Below are 18,022 nucleotides of genomic sequence, written 5' to 3'. Positions count from 1 at the left end.
GGCGGACGGCGGACGGCTGACGGCGGGCGGCCGAGGCGGCGCGGGTCGTGTCGCACCCCGCCGCTAGCCTCGACGCATGACCCCGCCGCGCCGCCCCTCGTCGTCCCGCCCCGCGACCCCGGGCGGCACCGACGCCCCGCGGCTCGACCCGGTCGATCCGCAGGGCCTCGTCGACCTCGGCACCGACCTGCTCGGGCCGCGCGACAGTCGAGAGCTCGAGCGGTACGTCGACGCCGACCTCACCGACCGCGACCTCGAGGGGGCCGAGTTCACCGAGTGCGTCTTCGAGTCGCCCCGGCTCGGGTCGGCCCGCCTGCGCGGCGCCCGGTTGGTCGAGTCGGTGCTGACCGACTCGTTCGCGCCCGAGCTCGCCGCGTCGCGCAGCACCTGGCGCGACGTGCGGGTCGAGCGGCCGCGGTGGGGATCGGCCGAGCTGTTCGACGCCGAACTGCGGTCGGTGCACCTGGTCGGCGGCAAGATCGACTTCCTCAACCTGCGCGGGGCCCGCCTGACCGACGTCGTGATCGAGGGGTGCACCATCGGCGAGCTCGACCTCGGCGGGGTGCAGGCCCTGCGGGTCGCGCTCGTCGACTGCCGCATCGGCACGCTCGACGTGACCCGCGCCTCCTTGTCGCACACCGACCTGCGCACGAGCGACTTCTCGCGCATCGACGGCTTCGAAGGCCTGCGGGGCGCGACGATCGACGAGCTGCAGCTCGCGACCTTCGCCCCGACGATGGCCGCACATCTGGGGCTCGTCGTCGGCTGAGCCGTGCCGTGCCGGCGGGTGGGAACCGCAGCACGGGGTGGGCCTTGCGCCACGACGTGGGCACCGCGCCACGACGTGGGCACCGCGCCACGACGTGGGCACCGCGCTACGACGTGGGCACAGCGCCACGTCATCTCCTGGCGGCGTGCCCATCTCGTGGCGTCGTCCACGTCGCGTCGCGCTACGCCGTCGCCGAACACGACGGCGGCGGCCCGGGCGGCGGTGCTATCGTCGCCGACAGAGCAACGCGCTCCGGGGTCAGTGAAAATCTGAGCCGGCGGTCACAGTCCGCGACCCGTGTCGTCACCGAGAGGTGAGGGCCCGGTTGAACCGGTGGAACTCCGGTACCGACGGTCATAGTCCGGATGAGAGGTGCGCGGGCCCGGTCGTCCGTCCGCGGACCCCGGGCCGATGCCGACCCTCGCGTCGCGCACCCCCGGAGAGCCCTCGGCAGAGCCAGGCAGACCGGAGGACGACATGACCACGCAGGCAGCGAGCACGCGCCGCACACGAGCCGTGGGGGCGCGACGCCCGCACGGCACGACGGCCACGGCGGTGCGCTGATGTTCACCGGACTCGTCGAAGAACTCGGACGCGTCGAGCGCGTCGACGACCAAGGCGACAGCGTCCGCCTGACCGTCCGTGGCCCGGCCGTCCTGGCCGACGCCGCGCATGGCGACTCGATCTCGGTCAGCGGCGTCTGCCTGACCGTCGTCGCGCAGCAGGGTGACACCTTCACGGCCGACGTGATGCGTCAGACCCTCGCCATGAGCACCGTCGGCTCGTTCGGGGCGGGCACCGCGGTCAACCTCGAGCGCGCCGCGCGCGTCGGCGACCGCCTCGGTGGCCACATCGTCCAGGGTCACGTCGACGGCACGGCCGCCGTCGTCGAGATCGAACAGGGCGACGCCTGGCGCCGCGTGCGCTTCGACCTGGCCGACGACCTCGCACCCCTGCTGGTCGACAAGGGGTCGGTCACCCTCGACGGCGTGAGCCTGACGGTCAGCGCGATCAGCGAACCCGGCGCCGTGCCGGGATGGTTCGAGGTCAGCCTGATCCCCGAGACCCTCGCCGTGACCACCCTCGGCGGCAAGGCCGTCGGCGACCGCGTCAACGTCGAGACCGACGTGCTCGCCCGGCACGTGCGACGCATGCTGCGGCTCGACGCCCTGGGCACGACCGGCACGTCGGACATCGGCGCGGCGGACGTCGGCACGTCGGACGTCGGCCCGGTGGACGCGGCGGGCACCGCCGGCGCGGTGGACGCCGTCGCGACGGGGCGCTCGTGACCGTGTCGACGCCGGCCGAGGAGGCGCGGGTCGACTCGCGCCCCGCGCCGATCGAGCTCGCCCTCGAGCACCTGCGACGGGGCCGACCGGTCGTGGTGGTCGACGACGAGTCCCGCGAGAACGAGGGCGACGTCGTGCTCTCGGCCGAGCTCGCCTCGCCCGAGTGGCTCGCCTGGACGGTGCGGGTGTCGTCGGGCTTCGTCTGCGCGCCGATGACCGACGAGATCGCCGACCGGCTCGACCTGCCCCCCATGGTCGCCCACAACGAGGACGCCCGCGGCACGGCTTACACGGTCAGCGTCGACGCGGCGGCCGGCGTGACGACGGGCATCAGCGCGTCCGACCGGGCGACGACCCTGCGGACCCTCGCGTCGGCGACCAGCGTCCGTGACGACCTGCACCGCCCGGGGCACGTCCTGCCGCTGCGGGCCCGAGCCGGCGGCGTGCGCGAGCGCGACGGACACACCGAGGCGTCCGTCGACCTGATGAAGGCCGCGGGCCTCCGACCGGTCGCGGTCATCAGCGAGATCGTGGGCGACGACGGCGAGATGATGCGCCTGCCGGCCCTGCTCGACTTCGGTGCCCGCGAGGGAGTGCCCGTCGTCACGATCGCGGACCTCGTCAGCTGGCTGGGCGACCGCGACCTCGACGCGCCGGCGACGGAACCCCACGACGACACGACCCACGACGACACCACCCACGGCACCCCCAGCACCCCCAGCACCCCCGAAGGAGACCCCGCATGAGCGGAGCAGGCGCACCCACCGAACTCGACGTCGACGGCACGGGAGTCCGCGTGACCATCGTCGCCGGCACCTGGCACGAGACCATCAGCGACGGCCTGCTGGCCGGTGCGTTGTCGACCGTCGAGCGCCTCGGGGCCACGGCCACCGTCGTCCGGGTGCCCGGCAGCTTCGAGCTGCCCGTCGTCGCCAAGGCCGCCCTCGAGGCCGGGGCCGACGCCGTGGTGGCGCTCGGCGTGATCATCCGAGGCGGGACGCCGCACTTCGAGTACGTCTCGGACGCGGCCACGTCGGGCCTGCTCAGGGTCACCCTCGACACCGGCAAGCCGGTCGGCTTCGGCGTGCTCACCCTCGACGACGAACAGCAGGGCCTCGACCGGGCCGGGCTTCCCGGCTCGAAGGAGGACAAGGGGGCCGAGGCCGCCCACGCGGCGATCGTCACGGCAGTCCGGTTGCGCGACCTCGCACGGGCGGGCACCGCCCGCATCGCCGGCTTCTGACCGCCTGCGGGGCCGGGGCGACGTGCGTCCCGGCACCGCGCCTCCTCGGCCGCGCCTCCTCGACCGGTCGACCCGCGCCTCCCGCCGGGCACACCGGGGCCGGCGCGAGCGGCTAGGCGAAGACCTCGTCGAGGAACGCCTCGAGCTGTTGCCACGAGCGGCGGTCGGCCCGGGCGTCGTACTGCGCGCCGTGGTCGGGTGCGTCGGTCCCGGGCACCGCGAAGGCGTGCATGACGCCGCTGTAGCTCAGCACCTGCCAGTCGGGTGCCTCGGCGGAACGCATCTCGTCCTCGAAGGCGACGACCGCCTCGTCGGGGACGACCGGGTCGGCCGCGCCCGTCATGACGAGCAGCGGGGCCGTGACGGCACCCTTCTCGGCGGGCATGCCGGTGCCCAGTCCGCCGTGGAACGACACGACGCCGGCGACGTCGGCACCCGCGCGTGCCAGCTCGAGCGCCCCCGAGCCGCCGAAGCAGTAGCCCATCACGACGATCCGCGAGGGGTCGACGCCGGGTTCGGCGCGCAGTCGCTCGAGGTTCGCGAGCAACCGCGAGCGGAACAGGGGCACGTCGCCGTAGTACTTGCCCGCCTCACCGGCGGCCTCCTGCGGCGAGGGGCGCACGCCCTGCCCGTAGACGTCGCCGGCGAGGGCGACGTAGCCGAGCCGTGCGAGCATCTGCGCGCGCACCTCGACGTGGTCGATGACGCCCATCCAGTCGTGCAGCACGAGCACGCCGGGCACGAGGTCGGACGAGGAGGCGCGGGCCGGCTTGGCCAGGAACCCCTCGAGATCGACGTCGGTCGCCGCGTAGACCTCGTCCGACGTCGTGACGCCGCCCGGGTCGGGCACGCTGTCGAGGACGCGCTGCAGGTCGGGGGAGAGCGGGGGTCTGGGTTCGGTCGTGGTCACACCGGGACGCTACTCCCGGCGGGACGGACGACGCCTGCCGGCCTCAGCCCGGGTCGACGATGCGGGCGACGGCCTGCCGCACGACGTCGCACCGACGCTGCTGCGGTCCGGTGTGCAGGTTCGTCGCCTCGGGGGTGACGAACCAGGCCAGGACCACGCCGAAGACCATCGTCAGCAGCTCGTCCGCGTCCCAGCCCGACGAGATGTCGCCCGCGTCCTGGGCGGCCCTCACCGAGTCGCGGCGCGCCTCGAGCTGGCCGTGGTCGAGCACGCCGGGGCTCGGCAGGGCGACGCCCTCGATCTGACCCCAGAGCAGCAGGCGGGCGTCGTCGGGGTTCGAGGCCAGGTGGTCGTAGAGGGCGCTGGCCCACCCCGGCAGGTCGTGGGCGTCGAACGGCACGACGGCGATCCAGCGCCCGATGCTCTCGCCGAGGGCCGCGTCGAAGAGGTCGCGCTTGGTCGAGAAGTGGGCGTAGAGACGCTCTTTGCTCGCCTCGGCGTCGCGGGCGATGGTGTCGACCCGGGCGCCGGCCAGGCCCCGGGCCGCGAACTCTGCACGGGCCGCTTCGAGCAGTCGTTCCCGCGGCGGGGTGGGTCGTCGTGCCATGCCCAGAGCATAGGGGCAGGTGCCCACCGGACCACCTGGTTCGGGTCGAGGACTTCGCTTACCGGACGGTGCGGTTCGCTCGTCGTCCGGTCAGGGGGCCCGGCCTGCTCAGAGAGCCCGCGCGTCGGCGACCTCGACGCCCGCCGCGGCTGCGACGCCGGCGTTCGTGACGCGACCCGCGACGGCGTTCACGCCTCGCTCGAGCGACGCGTCCGCGGCGATCGCGTCACGCCACCCGCGATCCGCCAGGGCGAGGGCGTACGGCATGGTCGCGTTCGTCAGGGCCCTGGTCGACGTCTGCGGCACCGCGCCGGGCATGTTCGCGACGCAGTAGTAGACGCTGTCGTGGACGGCGAAGGTCGGGTCGTCGTGCGTGGTCGGGTGCGAGCCCTCGAAGCAACCGCCCTGGTCGATGGCGATGTCGACGAGCACCGACCCGGGGCGCATCGACGCGACCATCTCGTCGGTGACGAGCTTGGGCGCCTGGGCCCCGGGGATCAGCACCGACCCGACGACGAGGTCGGCATCCGCGACCTGGGCACCGATCTCGTACGCCGTCGAGGCCCTCGTCTGGACGCGTCCGCCGAACTGGACCTCGAGGGCACGGAGGCGCGGCAGCGACACGTCGACGACCGTCACGTCGGCGCCGAGGCCGAGGGCGTTCGCGGCCGCGTGCTCACCGGCGACCCCGCCGCCGATCACGACGACCTTCGCCTTGGGCGTACCGGGCACGCCACCGAGCAGCACCCCCGTGCCGCCGACGGGCTTCATGAGGTGGTAGGCGCCGACCATGGTCGACAGGCGGCCCGCGACCTCGCTCATCGGCGAGAGCAGCGGCAGGCTGCGGTCGTCCCGTTGCACCGTCTCGTAGGCGATCGCCGTGGTGCCCGAGGCGAGCACCGCTTCGGTGCACTCGGGCGAGGCCGCGAGGTGGAGGTAGGTGAAGAGGGTCTGGTCGGCCCGCATCAGCGGGTACTCGGCCGCGATGGGCTCTTTGACCTTCATCAGCAGATCGGACTCGCCCCAGACCGTCGCGGCGTCGTCGACGAGGGTCGCACCGGCGACGGCGAAGGCCTCGTCCGAGAAGCCCGAGCCGAGGCCCGCCCCCGACTGCACGAGCACGTCGTGCCCCCGTCGCGAGAACTCGTGCACCCCGGCGGGCGTCACCGCGACGCGGTTCTCGTTGTTCTTGATCTCGGTGGGGATGCCGACGCGCATGGTTCGTCCTCTCGACGGTGGTCTCGACGACGGCGGCCGGTGCACGCCTCTGTTCGCCGAACTGACGTCAGTGTGCTGTTTCGCGTCGACGCGTGCCAAGCATTCGGCACGATATTCTGTGCGGACGGCATCGCGCCGCACGATCGACGGTGACGGCAGGAGAACAGATGGCTGCGACGAACGACGTTCGGCTCGACGAGGTCGACCGACAGCTGGTGCGCCTGCTGGTCGCCGACAGCCGCACCCCGAACGCCACGCTGGCGGCCCGGGTGGGCATCGCTCCGTCGACCTGTCTCGCGCGCCTCCGGTCCCTCGTCGAGCGCGGCGTCATCGCCGGTTTCGGTGCCGAGATCGACCTGTCGGCGCTCGGCCTCGACCTGCAGGCCCTGATCAGCGTGACGATCCTGGCGTCGGCCCGTCAGCGGATCGCCGCCTTCTCGGCCGAGATCCGGGCCCTGCCCCAGGTGGTGCAGCTGTTCTTCCTCGGGGGGTCGGAGGACTTCATCATCCACCTGGCCGTGCGCGACACGAACGACGTCCGGGAGTTCGTGCTCGACCACCTGTCGGCGCACCCCGCGGTCGCCTCGACCCGCACCAGCCTCGTCTTCGAGCACCACCACCCCGGGCCGACGGTCTGACCGGTCGCCGAACGGGCGGCCGGGCTCGACGTCAGCGCGTGGCGGCGAGCGTCATCGGCAGGTGCGGGATGCCGTCCTCGACGAACTCGTCGCCGTCGACCACGAAGCCGAAGCGGGCGTACCAGCCCGACAGGTGGGCCTGGGCGTCGAGGCGCACGAGCCGGCCCTCGCACGAGGCGACGGCCGCGCGCATCAGGTCGGCGGCGAGGCCGCGTCCGCGCGCGGCCGCGGCGGTCGCCACCCGACCGATGCGTCGGTCGTCACCGTCGTGCAGCACGCGCAGCGTCGCCGTGACCCGACCGTCGTCGTCGCGGGACCAGAGGAGGCGCGTGGTCGGTTCGAGGTCGCGCCCGTCGAGCTCGGGGTACGGGCAGTCCTGCTCGACCACGAAGACGTCGACCCGGAGGCGCAGGATCTCGTACAGGACGACGGGATCGACGGCGGCGACGGACGACGAGTGCAGGGTGGTGGTCACGGAGCCACGGTACCGGCCCCGCCGACGCGGCCTGCACCGGCGGCGCGCCCGCTCGGACGCGTGGTCGTCACGAGGCCTCACCGAGCGGCAGGGTCGTGAACACGCCGCCCACGGGAGCGTCGGGGGGCTGCACCTGGCCGGCGAACCGCTCGGCGAACGCCTCGGCGTCGTCTTCGGGGTGGTAGCCGACGGCCTCACCCGCGGCGAGCGAGACGACGCGACGGGTGTTGCGGCTGACGCCCCAGACGACGTGGTGCCCTGCCGGGGCGCTCGTCAGGGTCGCCAGCATCAGGCGGGCCGCGTCGGCCGGCGACAACCAGGTGCCGAGGCTGCGGACGTCGTGGGGCTCGACCTCGCAGGTCATGATGCGGGCCGACACGACGGTCGAGCCGAAGCGGTCGGCGTACAGGCTGCCGACGGCCTCGAGCAGCACCTTGCTGACGCCGTAGAACGAGTCCGGGCGGGGAGCCGGCACGTCGTGGTCGGCGGCACTCGTGCCGGGTTCGAACCCGACGGCGTGCACCGAGCTGGCCGCGAAGACGCGGGTCACGCCGGCACGACGGGCCGCCTCGTGCACGACGTACGCGCTCTCGACGTTGAGGTCGCGGATCTCGTGCCAGGTGCGCTCGCTGGCGTGGGAGGCGAGGTGGACGACGAGGTCGGCCCCCTCGAACGCCACCGTGAGCGACTCGAGGTCGGTCACGCCGACGTGCTCGAAGGTCTCGTGCTCTCGGAGGTCGTCGCGGGGTGCCACCACGTCGAGCAGCCTCAGGTGGTGGCCGGCCTCGAGCAAGAGGGGACGGACCCAGGTCGCGATGCGCCCCGAGCCCCCCGTGATCGCGATGGTCGCCATGTGTGCCGCCTCTCGTCGTCGGCCCGTCCGCCGGGCACCCCGTGCCCTCATCTTGCCGGTACCCGCCGACACCGACGCCCGGGGCACGTCGCGAGTCCACCGAAGGGCCCTCGGGGCTCGTCCCCACGTCCCCCGGATGCCCCACCCGAGCCTGGCAGGGCTCTGGCGATGCCCTGGCAGGGCACTCCACGGTCGGGGTCGGTGACGCGTCACCTCGTACCGTGACCCGAGGCCCGACGATGTGCCCCGACCCTGCTCCCGATCGAAAGGCACCCCGTGTCGTCAGCCTCCTCGTCCCTCGGAATCCTCTTGTTGCGCGTCGTCCTGGGGGTGGTGTTCGTCGTGCACGGGTGGCAGAAGCTCGCGGTCGACGGCCTCGCCGCGACGCAGGGCGCCTTCGGCGGCATGGGCATCCCGTTCGCCGAGGTCGCCGCCCCGGTCGCGGCCGTCACCGAGCTCGCCGCTGGGGTCGCCCTCGTCGTCGGCTTCGCCACCCGGGTCGCCGCGGCCCTCCTGGCGGTCACGGCGGTCGTCGCCCTGGTCGCCGTCCACCTGCCGAACGGGTTCCTCTCGACGACGGGCGGCATCGAGTACGTGCTCGTCCTCGCCGTGGCCTCGGTCGCGATCGTACTGACCGGCCCCGGCCGCCTCGCCCTCGACGCGGTGGTCGTGCGCGGTCGACGCGCTCGGCGTGAGACCCCGGCCTCCGAGCCCGTCCCCGCCTGACGGCGCGCCCCTGACGGCGGGCCCCTGACGGCGCCCGCCCGGGCGGGACGGGTGATCGTGACGTGCCCGCGAGGGTGATTTGCGCCTCCTCGTCCCGCCCGGGCGCGTGATCCGTGATCGGCTGGTCGGCGATGCCCCCCGCCCACGACCGTCTCCGCACGCCCGACGAACGACCCCGCCCCGGTTCTCCCGTCGTCGTGTTCGGCGACGTGCTCGACGACATCATCGTCATGCCGCGGACGGCCGACCCGGCGGGGACCGAGACCGCCGCGACGATTCGACACCGTGCGGGGGGCTCGGCCGCCAACACGGCCGCGTGGCTCGGTTCGTTGGGCGTCGACGTGTCGTTCGCCGGCCGGGTGGGCACGGCCGACCTCCAACGGCACGCGCAGTTGCTCGCCAACGCCGGGGTCTCGGCCCGGCTGGCCTACGACGCGCACGACCCGACCGGCACGGTCGTGATCACGGTCGACGGGGCGTCTCGCACCATGTTCACCGACCGGGGCGCCGGCGCCTCGTTCGGTCCCGACGACGTGCCCGACGATCTCGTGTCGAGGGCCGGCCTCGTGCACTTCACCGGGTACACGGTCGCCCAGTCGCGCAGCCCGGTCGCCCTCCGCCGGCTGCTGGGGCGGGCCCGCGAGGTCGGTGCGCTCGTCTCGGTCGCACCGGGCAGTGCCTCGGTGGTCCGCCGGTTCGGGCCACCGGCGTTCCTCGCCGCCGTCGAGGGGGCCGACCTGTTCTTCCCGTCCCGCGAGACCGCCCTCGAGCTCACGGGCTTCGAGCAGCCGTCCGAGTCGGCCGAGGCGCTGGCCCGTCGGTTCGGCGTGGTCGCCGTCGTCGCCGACGACGGGGGAGCGACCGTGGCGACGCAGGGGCTGCCGCCCGTCACGGTCGACGGCGTGGCCACGCGGTGGGTCGACTCGGTCGGTCTGGTCGACGCGTTCTCGGCGGGGTTCATCGCCGCATGGGCGACCTCGCGCAGCCTCGGCGTCGCCGGTCGCAGCGGGGCCCGGGCGGCGGCCAGGGCGGCGGGCGTCGCGGGCGGCAGGCCGCCCTCGTGACCTGGCCGATCCGGTCGAGTCGGTCGGTCCGTTCGAGCCGTCGGCCGGGGCGACCCGAACGACCCGCCCGACCCGCCCGACCCGCCCGATCCGGCGGTCCGCCTCGACGCCTCGCTAGCGCGAGCTCTCGCTCGTGACCGTCACGGTCTGCACGCGGGGCGGACGTTCGGGCGTGAGCCGGATCTCGAAGCGCACGGCGCCGCGGGCGCCGCGTCGACGCCAGACGAGGTGAGACGGCGCCGTCGACTCGTCGGCCGGCAGGGGATCGCCGTCGGCCGAGTCGTCCCAGCCGCCCACGGACTCGACGAGAGCGGCCCAGGAGGCGCGTCGACGGTCGAGCGGGAGGTCCAGCTCGACGTTCTCGCTGAACAGCCCGTCGGGGACGGCCCCGCCGCGGACGACGGCCTCGACCGCGTCGCGGGCGGCCGTCGTCTCGGGCCAGGGTCGCACGACGACCCGGGACTCGGCCCGGTCGGCCATGATGCCGTCGAGGGCGAGGCCGATCGGCTCCGAGACCTTCGAGTAGGTCGCGTTCTCGAAGCCGATCGCGCCCAGGCCGGTCGCGGCCTGCCACCGCATGTGGGCCGAGAAGCCGGGGTAGCCGCCGCTGTGCGACACCACCGGGCCGTGGTCGGGGTAGTGCTCGACGAACAGGCCGAACCCGTACCCGCCCGGGTGCCCGGCTCGGGCGGGCACGAACCGCTGCACCTGCTGCATCTCGCGTCGGGAGGCGCGCGACAGGATGCCGTCGAGGTCGCCGCGGCCCTCGGGGTCGAAGGCCGAGCCGAGCCAGCGGGCCCAGCGGGTCAGGTCGGTGACCGTGCTGAAGAGCCCGCCGATGGGCGAGAAGGCGCCGGGCCCCGAGAACGGCAGGGCGTCGCCCCCGTCGGAGGCGCGGCGATGGCCGGTCGCGACGCCGCCGGCCGCCGGCACGGTCGCCTCGAACCCCGTGGCCGACAGGCCGAGGGGCGCGAGGATCGTCGACTCGACGACCTCGCGGTACGGGCGGCCGGCGACGGCGGCGATCGCCCGGCCGACCAGGGCGAAACCGAGGTTCGAGTAGGCGAACGTCGTGCCGGGCACGCTGTCGAAGGCGAGCCCGGCCCGCAGCAGCGCGTCGAGTTCGTGGTCGGTGAGGGATTCCTGTCGGTCGCCCCACGGGTCGTCGGTCGGGAAGCCGGCCGACATGGTGAGCAGCATGCGCAGCGTCGGCACCGGGGAGTCGGCCGTGGGCAGCACCACCTCGGCGAACGCCGGCAAGAAGTCGGTGATCGGAGCGTCGAGCGAGACGAGCCCGGCGTCGCGCTGGGCGAGCAGGGCCGTGGCCGTGAAGCTCTTGGTGCACGAGGCGATCCGGTAGGCGGTGTCGACGCCGGGCGCCCTGCCCGGGGCGATCTCGCCGGACGACCCGTCGTGCGTCAGACCCGAGCGGTCGAAGGTCGCCCAGACCGCGCTCGGCCCGCGACGCTCGGGTCGGCGGGCCGCGAACACGGCGTCGATGCCCGTCGGGGACGCGGAGCCGGTGGGGTCGGGGGTCGTCGTCACGTATGTGATCCTCTCGGAGGGGCGGAACGGGCTGGTCGGAACGGGCTGGTCGGAACGGGCCGGGCGGAACGGGCCGGGCGGAACGGGCCGACCGCAGCGGCGCGGGCCGAAGCGGTGCGGGGTGGGTCAGACCGGGCGGCGGCCGGTCAGTCCGACCGCGTGCTGCGCCGCATCGCCTCGTAGGCGTCGAGGGCGGCACGTCGCGAGGCCTTGAGGTCGACCATGGGCTCGGGGTACGAGTCGTCGTCGACCTCGGGCACCCACCGGCGCACGTAGTCGCGGTGCTTGTCGAACTTGTCGGCCTGCAGCACGGGGTTGAACACCCGGAAGTACGGTGCGGCGTCGGCCCCCGAGCCCGCGGTCCACTGCCAGTTGGCGGGGTTGTTGGCCTCGTCGGCGTCGACCAGGGTGTCCCAGAACCACTGCTCGCCGACGCGCCAGTCGGCCAAGAGGTTCTTGACGAGGAAGCTCGCCGTGACCATGCGGACGCGGTTGTGCATGTAGCCCGTCGTCCAGAGCTCGCGCATGCCGGCGTCGACCAGGGGGATGCCCGTCGTGCCCTGCTGCCAGGCCTCGAGTTCGCCCTGCTCGAGCTCGTGCCACGGGAACTCGTCGAACTCGGGACGGTAGTTCTTCGTGGCCAGGTGCGGGTTCGCGAACAGGACCGTGTGGTTGAACTCGCGCCAGACCAATTCGCGCAAGAACCCCGAGGCCTGTTCGCGGGCGTCGGGTGCGAGGTCGCCGCGCATGCGGTGCCACACCTGGAAGGGGCTGACCTCGCCGAAGCGGAGGTGCGGCGACAGGTGACTCGTCGCCTCTTGGGCCGGCTCGTCGCGCAGGCCGTAGTCGGCCAGGTGCCCCGTGGCGAAGCGTTCGAGGGTGTCTAGGGCGGAGGCCTCGCCCGGGGTCCAGGCCTCGCGGAGCCCACCGGCCCAGTCGGGCGTCGTGGGCAACAGCTGCCACGAGTCGAGGTCGTCGCCGTCGGGCCCGGAACGGGGAGCGTGCAGTTCGTCGGGGGCGGCCAGGGGGTGCCGCGGCTCGGGCCGGTCGAGGCAGGCCCGCCAGAACGGCGTGAAGACCTTGAACGGCTGACCCTGGCCGGTCTGGATCGTCCAGGGCTCGAACATCAGGTTGGCCTGGAAGCTGCGCACGTCGAGGCCGCGCTCACGCAACGACGACTTGAGGTCGGCGTCGGCGTCGCGCGCGGCGAGCCCGTAGCGGCGGTTCCAGAAGACGGCACCGGCACCGATCTCGTCGACGAGGCGGGGCAGTTCGCGGGCCTGGGGGCCCCGGCGGAGGGTCAGTCGGCCGCCGATCTCGCGCAGCGACGCGTCGAGGGCCGACAGGCTGTGGTGCAGCCACCACCGCGACGCCGCGCCCAGCGGGCGGATGCCGTCGGTCTCGTCGTCGAGCAGGTAGAGCACGACGACGGGTTCGCCGCGTTCGACGGCGGCGGTCAGGGCGGGGTTGTCGGCCAGGCGGAGGTCGTCGCGCAGCCAGACGATCGACGGTGACGTCATGCGCTCGCCTCGATCGGGGTGCCGAGGCGCAGCTTCGTGCACAGGTCGGCCAGGGACGCCAGTTCGTCGTCGTCGAGGGCGCCGCCCACGCGCCGCCGGATGGCCGCGGCGTGGCTGACGGCCGTCCGGCGGTAGAGGTCGTACCCCTCGTCGGTCATGGCCACGATGATGCCGCGCCCGTCACCGGGGTCCGAGGCCTTCTCGACGATGCCCTTCGAGGCGAGCCGGTCGACGAGGCGACTGATGCTCGGCTGCGTGAGGAGCAGGTGGCGCGTCAGGTCGCGGATGCGCGCGCGCCGGTCGGGCTGGTTCGACAGGTTGAACAGCACGTCGTACTCGTTGAACGAGATCTCGTTCGTCGGGAAGCAGTCGGTCAGTTCGCGCATGACGCTGACCTGGGCCCGGAACAGCGCCTCCCAGGCACCCACTGCCATCGATGTCTCCGTCATGTCGCACCTCACGTTCGTCGAGGACGAGTCTACGAAAGCCCACCGACGTCGGGCCGACACCGGCGGGACCGAGCCGTGGCCGGGTCGTCCCCGGGGAGGACGACAGAGGGCCGGTCGCCCGATGGCGACCGGCCCTCTTCCCTTGCACCAAGAGTGTCCTGCAATCACATTCCGCCTCGGCCGCCACAGCAAACGACGTCGGCGAGACACAATCTATAACGGATCGGTAACGGTGGTCCAGCGTTGATTCCGAGCAGTTCCTGAGAACTCCGGCAGAGCGACCCGTGCCGACGTCGAGGTCGACGCCCTGCGGCGTCCGGGGGCCGACGTCGGGTGCAGGCGGATCAGAACACGTCGGGCGACGGGGTCGACGCGTGCCGGATCGAGACGTCCGCGTGACGGTCGAACCGGTAGCCGACGCCGCGCACGGTGCGGACGATGTCCTCGAAAGCGCCGAGCTTCGACCGCAGGCGGCGGACGTGCACGTCGATGGTGCGCTCGTTGGGCACCTCGTCGTCGCCGTCGGCCCACAGGCTCGAGATCAGCTCGGCCCGCTCGATGGTGCGGCCCTCGCGCAACACGAGGTACTGCAGCAGTTCGAACTCCTTGTAGGTGAGGGGTGCGACGTCTCCGTCGAGCAGCAGGCGCTTGCGAGAGATGTCGACGACCACGCCGCCGCGGGCGCCGGGCTCGTCGTCCTCGGTGACCTGGCGGCGCTTCGCGAGCGCCGCAGGGTCTTGCAGGGCGAGCCGGACGACCTCGACGTCGCGTCCGCCGGCACCCTCGGGCGCCAGGGCGACGGCGGCGTGGGTCTCGGCCGCCGGGGCGATGCGGGCGACGAGCTCCTTGATCTGCGAGACCACGTCGCCGAGCGACGTGCCGTCGGCTGCGGCCTTGAGCTCGTCGAGTCCGACGTAGAGGACGAAGCCGCGGGCTTCGGTGCCCTCGGGCACGGCGCGGGGTCGAGGTGCCGCGGGGGCGTCGACCGCCGACGCGGTGGGCGGGACGACGGGGGCGGCGGAGCGGGCCGGGGCGACCTCGCGGAGGGGGGTCGGTGCGGCGGGACGAGCGGGCGAGACGGTGCGGGTGGCGGTGACGGGGCGGTCGAGGATGAGGGACATGACAGGCGGGGTCCTTGCGTGACGGCGGCTGCCGCTCGGGCCGACGGGTCGCCGGGATGCCGAGGGACTGCTCGATGTGTGTCGGTGCTCGATCCCGCCGGCGATGGTGCCGTACGTCACGAGCAGTCGGTGCGATGCACCGTTCGGGATGCGCGTCGGGGGTGGCGACGCGAGGCATCCTGGAGTCGGTGGCTCAGCGACCGGGTGGGGCCGCGAGCTCAGCTGGCGGTGTCAGCAGCTTCGACTCGGCGAGGTGTGTGGCCGGATCAGGCACACATTCGACACGTGACAGCGTGCATCGGCATCATCGTGCCGGTGCTCCCGAGGGCCTCACGAGAGGTCGGGGTGAGCACGCTGTTAGTCATGGGGTCGATCTTGTTACACGCCGCGTCCCCGTGTCAAGCGAGGCGCGCCGACGGGCACCGTGACCGGCGCCGGGACGACGAACCGCGCCTCCTGACGTCCAGGAGGCGCGGTGCGGGTCGTGAGCGAGGGTCGCGTCAGGCGAGCCCGTAGAGGCGGTCGCCCGCGTCGCCGAGGCCGGGCACGATGTAGCCCTGCTCGTTGAGCTTCTCGTCGACGGCGCCGAGCACGACGTGCACGTCGCGGCCCTGCATGGCCTTCTCGACCGCGGCCAGACCCTCGGGGGCGGCCAGGATGCAGACCGCCGTGACGTCGACGGCGCCGCGGTCGAGCAGGTAGTCGATGGCCGCGATGAGCGACCCGCCCGTGGCGAGCATGGGGTCGAGCACGAAGCACTGGCGGTTCGAGAGGTCGTCGGGCAGGCGCTCGGCGTAGGTCGTCGGCTGCAGGGTCTCTTCGTCGCGCACCATGCCGAGGAACCCCACCTCGGCCGTGGGGACCAGCTTGGTCATGCCCTCGAGCATGCCGAGCCCCGCCCGCAGGATCGGCACGACCAACGGCCGCGGCTGGCTGATCTCGAGACCGGTGGCGGGGCCGACCGGCGTCTCGATGTCGACGGGGCTGGTGCGCACGTCGCGCGTGGCCTCGTAGGCCAGCAGGGTGACGAGCTCTTCGGTCAGCGCCCGGAACGTGGGGGAGGGCGTGCTCTTGTCACGGAGCACGGTCAGCTTGTGGGTGATGAGGGGGTGGTCCGCTACGTGCACTCGCATAGGCTCAACGGTAGCGGAGTCGACCGGTTCCGTGAGCCGCCCCGACCCCGCCGAGGCCCCGTGATCGCCGTCCCGCCCGAGTTCGACGACTGGATGTCGCTCGCCCTCGTCGAGGCCGACGCCTGTCGGGTCTCGGCCGACGTGCCGGTGGGTGCCGTCGTGGTCGACGCCGACGGGGTCGTGATCGCCACCGGGCGGAACGAGCGCGAGCTGCGACAGGACCCGACGGCCCACGCCGAGGTGATCGCCCTGCGGGCCGCCGCCCGGCACACGGGCGACTGGCACCTCACCGGCACGACCCTCGTGGTCACGCTCGAACCGTGCCCGATGTGTGCCGGCGCCCTGCTCGCCGCACGCGTGCCGCGGCTCGTCTACGGTGCCTGGGACGACAAGGCAGGAGGCGCGGGCAGCGTCTACGACATCGCCCGCGACCGCAGGCTGCCGCACCGCGCCGAGGTCTACGCCGGGGTGCGCGAGGCCGAGTGCCGGGCGCAGCTCGACGCGTTCTTCGCCGAGCGGCGCTGATCCCAGGCACCGAGCCGAGCGGCGCCGGTCGGTGCCCCGCGCCTCCCGGGGTCTCAGTCGGCGGCGCGGATGACGATCGCGTCGGTGGGCGGGTCGACCTGGCCGGGCTTCACCCAGACGTCGGGTTCGACGTAGATGACGCGGGCGATGGGCACGGCCTCGCGGATGCGCGCCTCGACCGCGTTGATGGCGCTCGCCACGTCGGCGAGCACGGTCCGGCCGGGCATCGCGACCTTCACGCCGACGAGCAGTTCGTCGGGCCCGAGGTAGAGCGTCTTCATGTGGATGATCGACTCGACCTCGGAGCCGCCCGTGACGGCGTCGCGGATCTTCTGCACGTCGCCGGCCGAGGCGCCCTCGCCGACGAGCAGGCTCTTGGTCTCGATGCCGAGGATCACGGCCACCGCGACGAGCAGCAGGCCGATGGCGATGGTGCCGATCGCGTCGTAGAGGCCGTCGCCGGTGATCCAGGTCAGGACGACGCCGATCATGGCGAACGTCAGGCCGAGCAACGCCGCGGCGTCCTCGAGCAGCACGACGGGCAGCTCGGGGGCCTTCGCCCGACGGATGAACGACGCCCAGCTCTGCTGGCCCTTGCTCGGGCGGGCCTCGCGGATCGCGGTGCGCAGCGAGAACCCCTCGAGGGCGAGCGAGATCGCGAGCACGAGCACGGGCAGCCACGGCACGTCGAGCGGGTGCGGCTCGCGCAGCTTCTCGACGCCCTCGTAGAGCGAGAAGACCCCGCCGACGCTGAACAGGATGATCGACACGACGAACGCGTAGACGTACCGCTCGCGCCCGTGGCCGAAGGGGTGCTCGGCGTCGGCCGCCTTCTTCGCCTGGCGGCCGCCGAGCAGCAGCAGCAGCTGGTTGCCCGAGTCGGCCAGCGAGTGCACGCCCTCGGCGAGCATCGACGACGAGCCCGAGAACGCCCAGGCGACGAACTTGGTCACCGCGATGCCCAGGTTCGCGCTGAGTGCGGCGATGATCGCCTTGTTGCCGCCGTGAGTGCTCATCGGTTCGATCCCCTCGTGTGGTCCAGGTCGATCCTAGGATGGCCGGATGGTCACCACCCTCCCCACCACAGCGATTCTCGGAGCCGGCTCGATGGGCGGCGCGATCCTGCAGGGCCTGCTGCGCCCCGAGGTCGAGGTCGACGGCGGCGTGCGGGTGACCAACCGCACCGAGGTGAAGGCGCGGGCCCTGCGGCACGGCACCGTCACCTCGCTCGCGACCGAGACCGACCCGAGTGCCAACGCCTCGGCCGTCGTCGGCGCCCGGCTGGTGCTGATCGGCGTCAAGCCCCACATGGTGGTCGACCTGCTGCGCGAGATCGGCCCGGTGCTCGACGCGGGCGCCGTCGTGGTCAGCCTCGCCGCGGGCGTCACGACCGCCACCATGGAGGCCGCCCTGCCCGAGTCCGTCTCGGTGCTGCGCTCGATGCCGAACACCCCGTCGCACGTCGGGCTGGGCGTCACCGGCCTCAGCGCCGGGTCACGGTCGACCGACGCCGACCTGGCGCTCGCCCGGTCGCTCTTCGCCGTCGTCGGCGACGTCGTGGTCGTCCCCGAGTCGCAGATCGACGCGCTCAGCACGATCTCGGGCTCGGGGCCCGCCTACGTCTTCTACCTGATCGAGCAACTGCAGGAGGCGGCGGTCGCGTTGGGCTTCACCCGTGCGCAGGCCGCCACCATGGTCCAGGGCACGTTCCGCGGGGCGAGCGAGCTGCTCGCGGCGAGCGACGTCCTGCCGGCCGACACCGCACCGACCGAACTGCGCCGCCGAGTCACGAGCCCCGGCGGCACGACCGAACGTGCCGTCGCCGAGCTCGAGCAGGGCGGCCTCGTCGATCTCTTCGAGCGGGCCACCCAGGCCGCCCTCGCCCGCAACCGCGAGATCGCCGAGGGCCGCTGAGCCGCATCCTGCCCGAACGCACC

General features: G+C 73.3%; 19 protein-coding genes, 1 pseudogene and 1 riboswitch. Of the genes and pseudogenes, 9 read left to right on the top strand and 11 right to left on the bottom strand.

Annotated elements, in window-relative coordinates; genetic code table 11:
• Nucleotides 1-76: 76 nt before the first annotated feature.
• From ITJ55_RS05675 to ribH, 4 genes and pseudogenes are all read left to right on the top strand, one after another.
• Entirely contained in the window at nucleotides 77-769 is a 693-nt protein-coding gene (locus tag ITJ55_RS05675) for a pentapeptide repeat-containing protein (RefSeq protein WP_194594432.1), read from the top strand.
• A 244-nt stretch (nucleotides 770-1,013) separates the two neighbouring features.
• Nucleotides 1,014-1,150: riboswitch (FMN riboswitch) on the top strand.
• Nucleotides 1,151-1,332: 182 nt separating this feature from the next.
• A complete protein-coding gene (locus tag ITJ55_RS05670; protein WP_194594431.1) occupies nucleotides 1,333-2,058 on the top strand; it encodes a riboflavin synthase in 726 nt (241 codons plus the stop codon).
• Between the two features lie 50 nt (nucleotides 2,059-2,108).
• A pseudogene (gene ribB / locus ITJ55_RS05665) lies at nucleotides 2,109-2,714 on the top strand (3,4-dihydroxy-2-butanone-4-phosphate synthase); the annotation flags it as partial.
• 86 nt (nucleotides 2,715-2,800) lie between these two features.
• Nucleotides 2,801-3,301, top strand: a complete 501-nt coding sequence (gene ribH / locus ITJ55_RS05660; protein ID WP_194594430.1) for a 6,7-dimethyl-8-ribityllumazine synthase — start codon at nucleotides 2,801-2,803, stop codon at nucleotides 3,299-3,301.
• Between the two features lie 112 nt (nucleotides 3,302-3,413).
• Here the strand turns inward: ribH and ITJ55_RS05655 are convergent, their stop codons facing one another.
• From ITJ55_RS05655 to ald, 3 genes are all read right to left on the bottom strand, one after another.
• Nucleotides 3,414-4,211, bottom strand: coding sequence for a dienelactone hydrolase family protein (locus tag ITJ55_RS05655; RefSeq protein ID WP_194594429.1), 798 nt, complete (start codon nucleotides 4,209-4,211; stop codon nucleotides 3,414-3,416).
• 43 nt (nucleotides 4,212-4,254) lie between these two features.
• The gene (locus ITJ55_RS05650) at nucleotides 4,255-4,818 is read right to left on the bottom strand and encodes a TetR family transcriptional regulator (RefSeq protein WP_194594428.1); all 564 of its coding nucleotides are present in this window, start codon (nucleotides 4,816-4,818) and stop codon (nucleotides 4,255-4,257) included.
• A 108-nt stretch (nucleotides 4,819-4,926) separates the two neighbouring features.
• Nucleotides 4,927-6,036: an alanine dehydrogenase gene (ald, locus tag ITJ55_RS05645; protein WP_194594427.1), complete on the bottom strand. Its 1,110-nt coding sequence runs from the start codon at nucleotides 6,034-6,036 to the stop codon at nucleotides 4,927-4,929.
• A 167-nt stretch (nucleotides 6,037-6,203) separates the two neighbouring features.
• On the opposite strand from ald, the gene ITJ55_RS05640 reads away from it, so the two are divergent.
• A complete protein-coding gene (locus ITJ55_RS05640) occupies nucleotides 6,204-6,674 on the top strand; it encodes an Lrp/AsnC family transcriptional regulator (protein WP_194594426.1) in 471 nt (156 codons plus the stop codon).
• 31 nt (nucleotides 6,675-6,705) lie between these two features.
• Here ITJ55_RS05640 and ITJ55_RS05635 read toward each other — a convergent pair whose 3' ends face one another.
• Nucleotides 6,706-7,149, bottom strand: coding sequence for a GNAT family N-acetyltransferase (locus ITJ55_RS05635; protein WP_194594425.1), 444 nt, complete (start codon nucleotides 7,147-7,149; stop codon nucleotides 6,706-6,708).
• Between the two features lie 67 nt (nucleotides 7,150-7,216).
• On the bottom strand, nucleotides 7,217-8,002 hold the full coding sequence (locus ITJ55_RS05630) for an NAD(P)-dependent oxidoreductase (RefSeq protein ID WP_194594424.1): 786 nt from the start codon (nucleotides 8,000-8,002) through the stop codon (nucleotides 7,217-7,219).
• A gap of 276 nt (nucleotides 8,003-8,278) precedes the next feature.
• Between ITJ55_RS05630 and ITJ55_RS05625 the strand changes: the two genes are divergently transcribed.
• A complete protein-coding gene (locus tag ITJ55_RS05625) occupies nucleotides 8,279-8,728 on the top strand; it encodes a DoxX family protein (protein WP_194594423.1) in 450 nt (149 codons plus the stop codon).
• Nucleotides 8,729-8,859: 131 nt separating this feature from the next.
• The gene (locus ITJ55_RS05620; RefSeq protein ID WP_194594422.1) at nucleotides 8,860-9,792 is read left to right on the top strand and encodes a carbohydrate kinase family protein; all 933 of its coding nucleotides are present in this window, start codon (nucleotides 8,860-8,862) and stop codon (nucleotides 9,790-9,792) included.
• A gap of 114 nt (nucleotides 9,793-9,906) precedes the next feature.
• Here the strand turns inward: ITJ55_RS05620 and ITJ55_RS05615 are convergent, their stop codons facing one another.
• The 5 genes from ITJ55_RS05615 to upp form a co-directional block, all read right to left on the bottom strand.
• On the bottom strand, nucleotides 9,907-11,337 hold the full coding sequence (locus ITJ55_RS05615; RefSeq protein WP_194594421.1) for a serine hydrolase domain-containing protein: 1,431 nt from the start codon (nucleotides 11,335-11,337) through the stop codon (nucleotides 9,907-9,909).
• A gap of 146 nt (nucleotides 11,338-11,483) precedes the next feature.
• Entirely contained in the window at nucleotides 11,484-12,857 is a 1,374-nt protein-coding gene (locus ITJ55_RS05610; RefSeq protein WP_194594420.1) for a deoxyribodipyrimidine photo-lyase, read from the bottom strand.
• Nucleotides 12,854-13,291, bottom strand: coding sequence for a MarR family winged helix-turn-helix transcriptional regulator (locus tag ITJ55_RS05605; RefSeq protein ID WP_228497569.1), 438 nt, complete (start codon nucleotides 13,289-13,291; stop codon nucleotides 12,854-12,856). Before ITJ55_RS05605 ends, ITJ55_RS05610 begins: the two co-directional genes overlap by 4 nt.
• 359 nt (nucleotides 13,292-13,650) lie before the next feature.
• The gene (locus tag ITJ55_RS05600) at nucleotides 13,651-14,427 is read right to left on the bottom strand and encodes a winged helix-turn-helix domain-containing protein (RefSeq protein WP_194594419.1); all 777 of its coding nucleotides are present in this window, start codon (nucleotides 14,425-14,427) and stop codon (nucleotides 13,651-13,653) included.
• A 500-nt stretch (nucleotides 14,428-14,927) separates the two neighbouring features.
• Nucleotides 14,928-15,560, bottom strand: coding sequence for a uracil phosphoribosyltransferase (gene upp / locus ITJ55_RS05595; protein ID WP_056257890.1), 633 nt, complete (start codon nucleotides 15,558-15,560; stop codon nucleotides 14,928-14,930).
• Nucleotides 15,561-15,653: 93 nt separating this feature from the next.
• On the opposite strand from upp, the gene ITJ55_RS05590 reads away from it, so the two are divergent.
• A complete protein-coding gene (locus tag ITJ55_RS05590) occupies nucleotides 15,654-16,085 on the top strand; it encodes a nucleoside deaminase (protein WP_194594761.1) in 432 nt (143 codons plus the stop codon).
• Between the two features lie 53 nt (nucleotides 16,086-16,138).
• On the opposite strand, the gene ITJ55_RS05585 is transcribed toward ITJ55_RS05590, so the two are convergent.
• The gene (locus ITJ55_RS05585) at nucleotides 16,139-17,101 is read right to left on the bottom strand and encodes a cation diffusion facilitator family transporter (protein ID WP_194594418.1); all 963 of its coding nucleotides are present in this window, start codon (nucleotides 17,099-17,101) and stop codon (nucleotides 16,139-16,141) included.
• 46 nt (nucleotides 17,102-17,147) lie between these two features.
• On the opposite strand from ITJ55_RS05585, the gene proC reads away from it, so the two are divergent.
• Nucleotides 17,148-17,999: a pyrroline-5-carboxylate reductase gene (proC, locus tag ITJ55_RS05580; RefSeq protein WP_194594417.1), complete on the top strand. Its 852-nt coding sequence runs from the start codon at nucleotides 17,148-17,150 to the stop codon at nucleotides 17,997-17,999.
• Nucleotides 18,000-18,022: the final 23 nt, after the last annotated feature.

This window comes from Frigoribacterium sp. VKM Ac-1396 (assembly GCF_015350895.1).
Lineage (GTDB): Bacteria > Actinomycetota > Actinomycetes > Actinomycetales > Microbacteriaceae > Frigoribacterium.
Note: the sequence above shows the minus strand (reverse complement) of the source record. Positions and strands in the feature narration are given on the sequence as shown.

What these genes read in the sequence shown, in the direction of transcription:
- ITJ55_RS05585 (WP_194594418.1), bottom strand. Translation starts at nt 17,101, where the DNA reads ATGAGCACTCACGGCGGCAACAAGGCGATCATCGCCGCACTCAGCGCG.
- ITJ55_RS05670 (WP_194594431.1), top strand. Translation starts at nt 1,333, where the DNA reads ATGTTCACCGGACTCGTCGAAGAACTCGGACGCGTCGAGCGCGTCGAC.
- ITJ55_RS05620 (WP_194594422.1), top strand. Translation starts at nt 8,860, where the DNA reads ATGCCCCCCGCCCACGACCGTCTCCGCACGCCCGACGAACGACCCCGC.
- ITJ55_RS05605 (WP_228497569.1), bottom strand. Translation starts at nt 13,291, where the DNA reads ATGGCAGTGGGTGCCTGGGAGGCGCTGTTCCGGGCCCAGGTCAGCGTC.
- ITJ55_RS05675 (WP_194594432.1), top strand. Translation starts at nt 77, where the DNA reads ATGACCCCGCCGCGCCGCCCCTCGTCGTCCCGCCCCGCGACCCCGGGC.
- ITJ55_RS05650 (WP_194594428.1), bottom strand. Translation starts at nt 4,818, where the DNA reads ATGGCACGACGACCCACCCCGCCGCGGGAACGACTGCTCGAAGCGGCC.
- ITJ55_RS05640 (WP_194594426.1), top strand. Translation starts at nt 6,204, where the DNA reads ATGGCTGCGACGAACGACGTTCGGCTCGACGAGGTCGACCGACAGCTG.
- ald (WP_194594427.1), bottom strand. Translation starts at nt 6,036, where the DNA reads ATGCGCGTCGGCATCCCCACCGAGATCAAGAACAACGAGAACCGCGTC.
- ITJ55_RS05590 (WP_194594761.1), top strand. Translation starts at nt 15,654, where the DNA reads ATGTCGCTCGCCCTCGTCGAGGCCGACGCCTGTCGGGTCTCGGCCGAC.
- proC (WP_194594417.1), top strand. Translation starts at nt 17,148, where the DNA reads ATGGTCACCACCCTCCCCACCACAGCGATTCTCGGAGCCGGCTCGATG.
- ITJ55_RS05600 (WP_194594419.1), bottom strand. Translation starts at nt 14,427, where the DNA reads ATGTCCCTCATCCTCGACCGCCCCGTCACCGCCACCCGCACCGTCTCG.
- upp (WP_056257890.1), bottom strand. Translation starts at nt 15,560, where the DNA reads ATGCGAGTGCACGTAGCGGACCACCCCCTCATCACCCACAAGCTGACC.
- ribH (WP_194594430.1), top strand. Translation starts at nt 2,801, where the DNA reads ATGAGCGGAGCAGGCGCACCCACCGAACTCGACGTCGACGGCACGGGA.
- ITJ55_RS05610 (WP_194594420.1), bottom strand. Translation starts at nt 12,857, where the DNA reads ATGACGTCACCGTCGATCGTCTGGCTGCGCGACGACCTCCGCCTGGCC.
- ITJ55_RS05630 (WP_194594424.1), bottom strand. Translation starts at nt 8,002, where the DNA reads ATGGCGACCATCGCGATCACGGGGGGCTCGGGGCGCATCGCGACCTGG.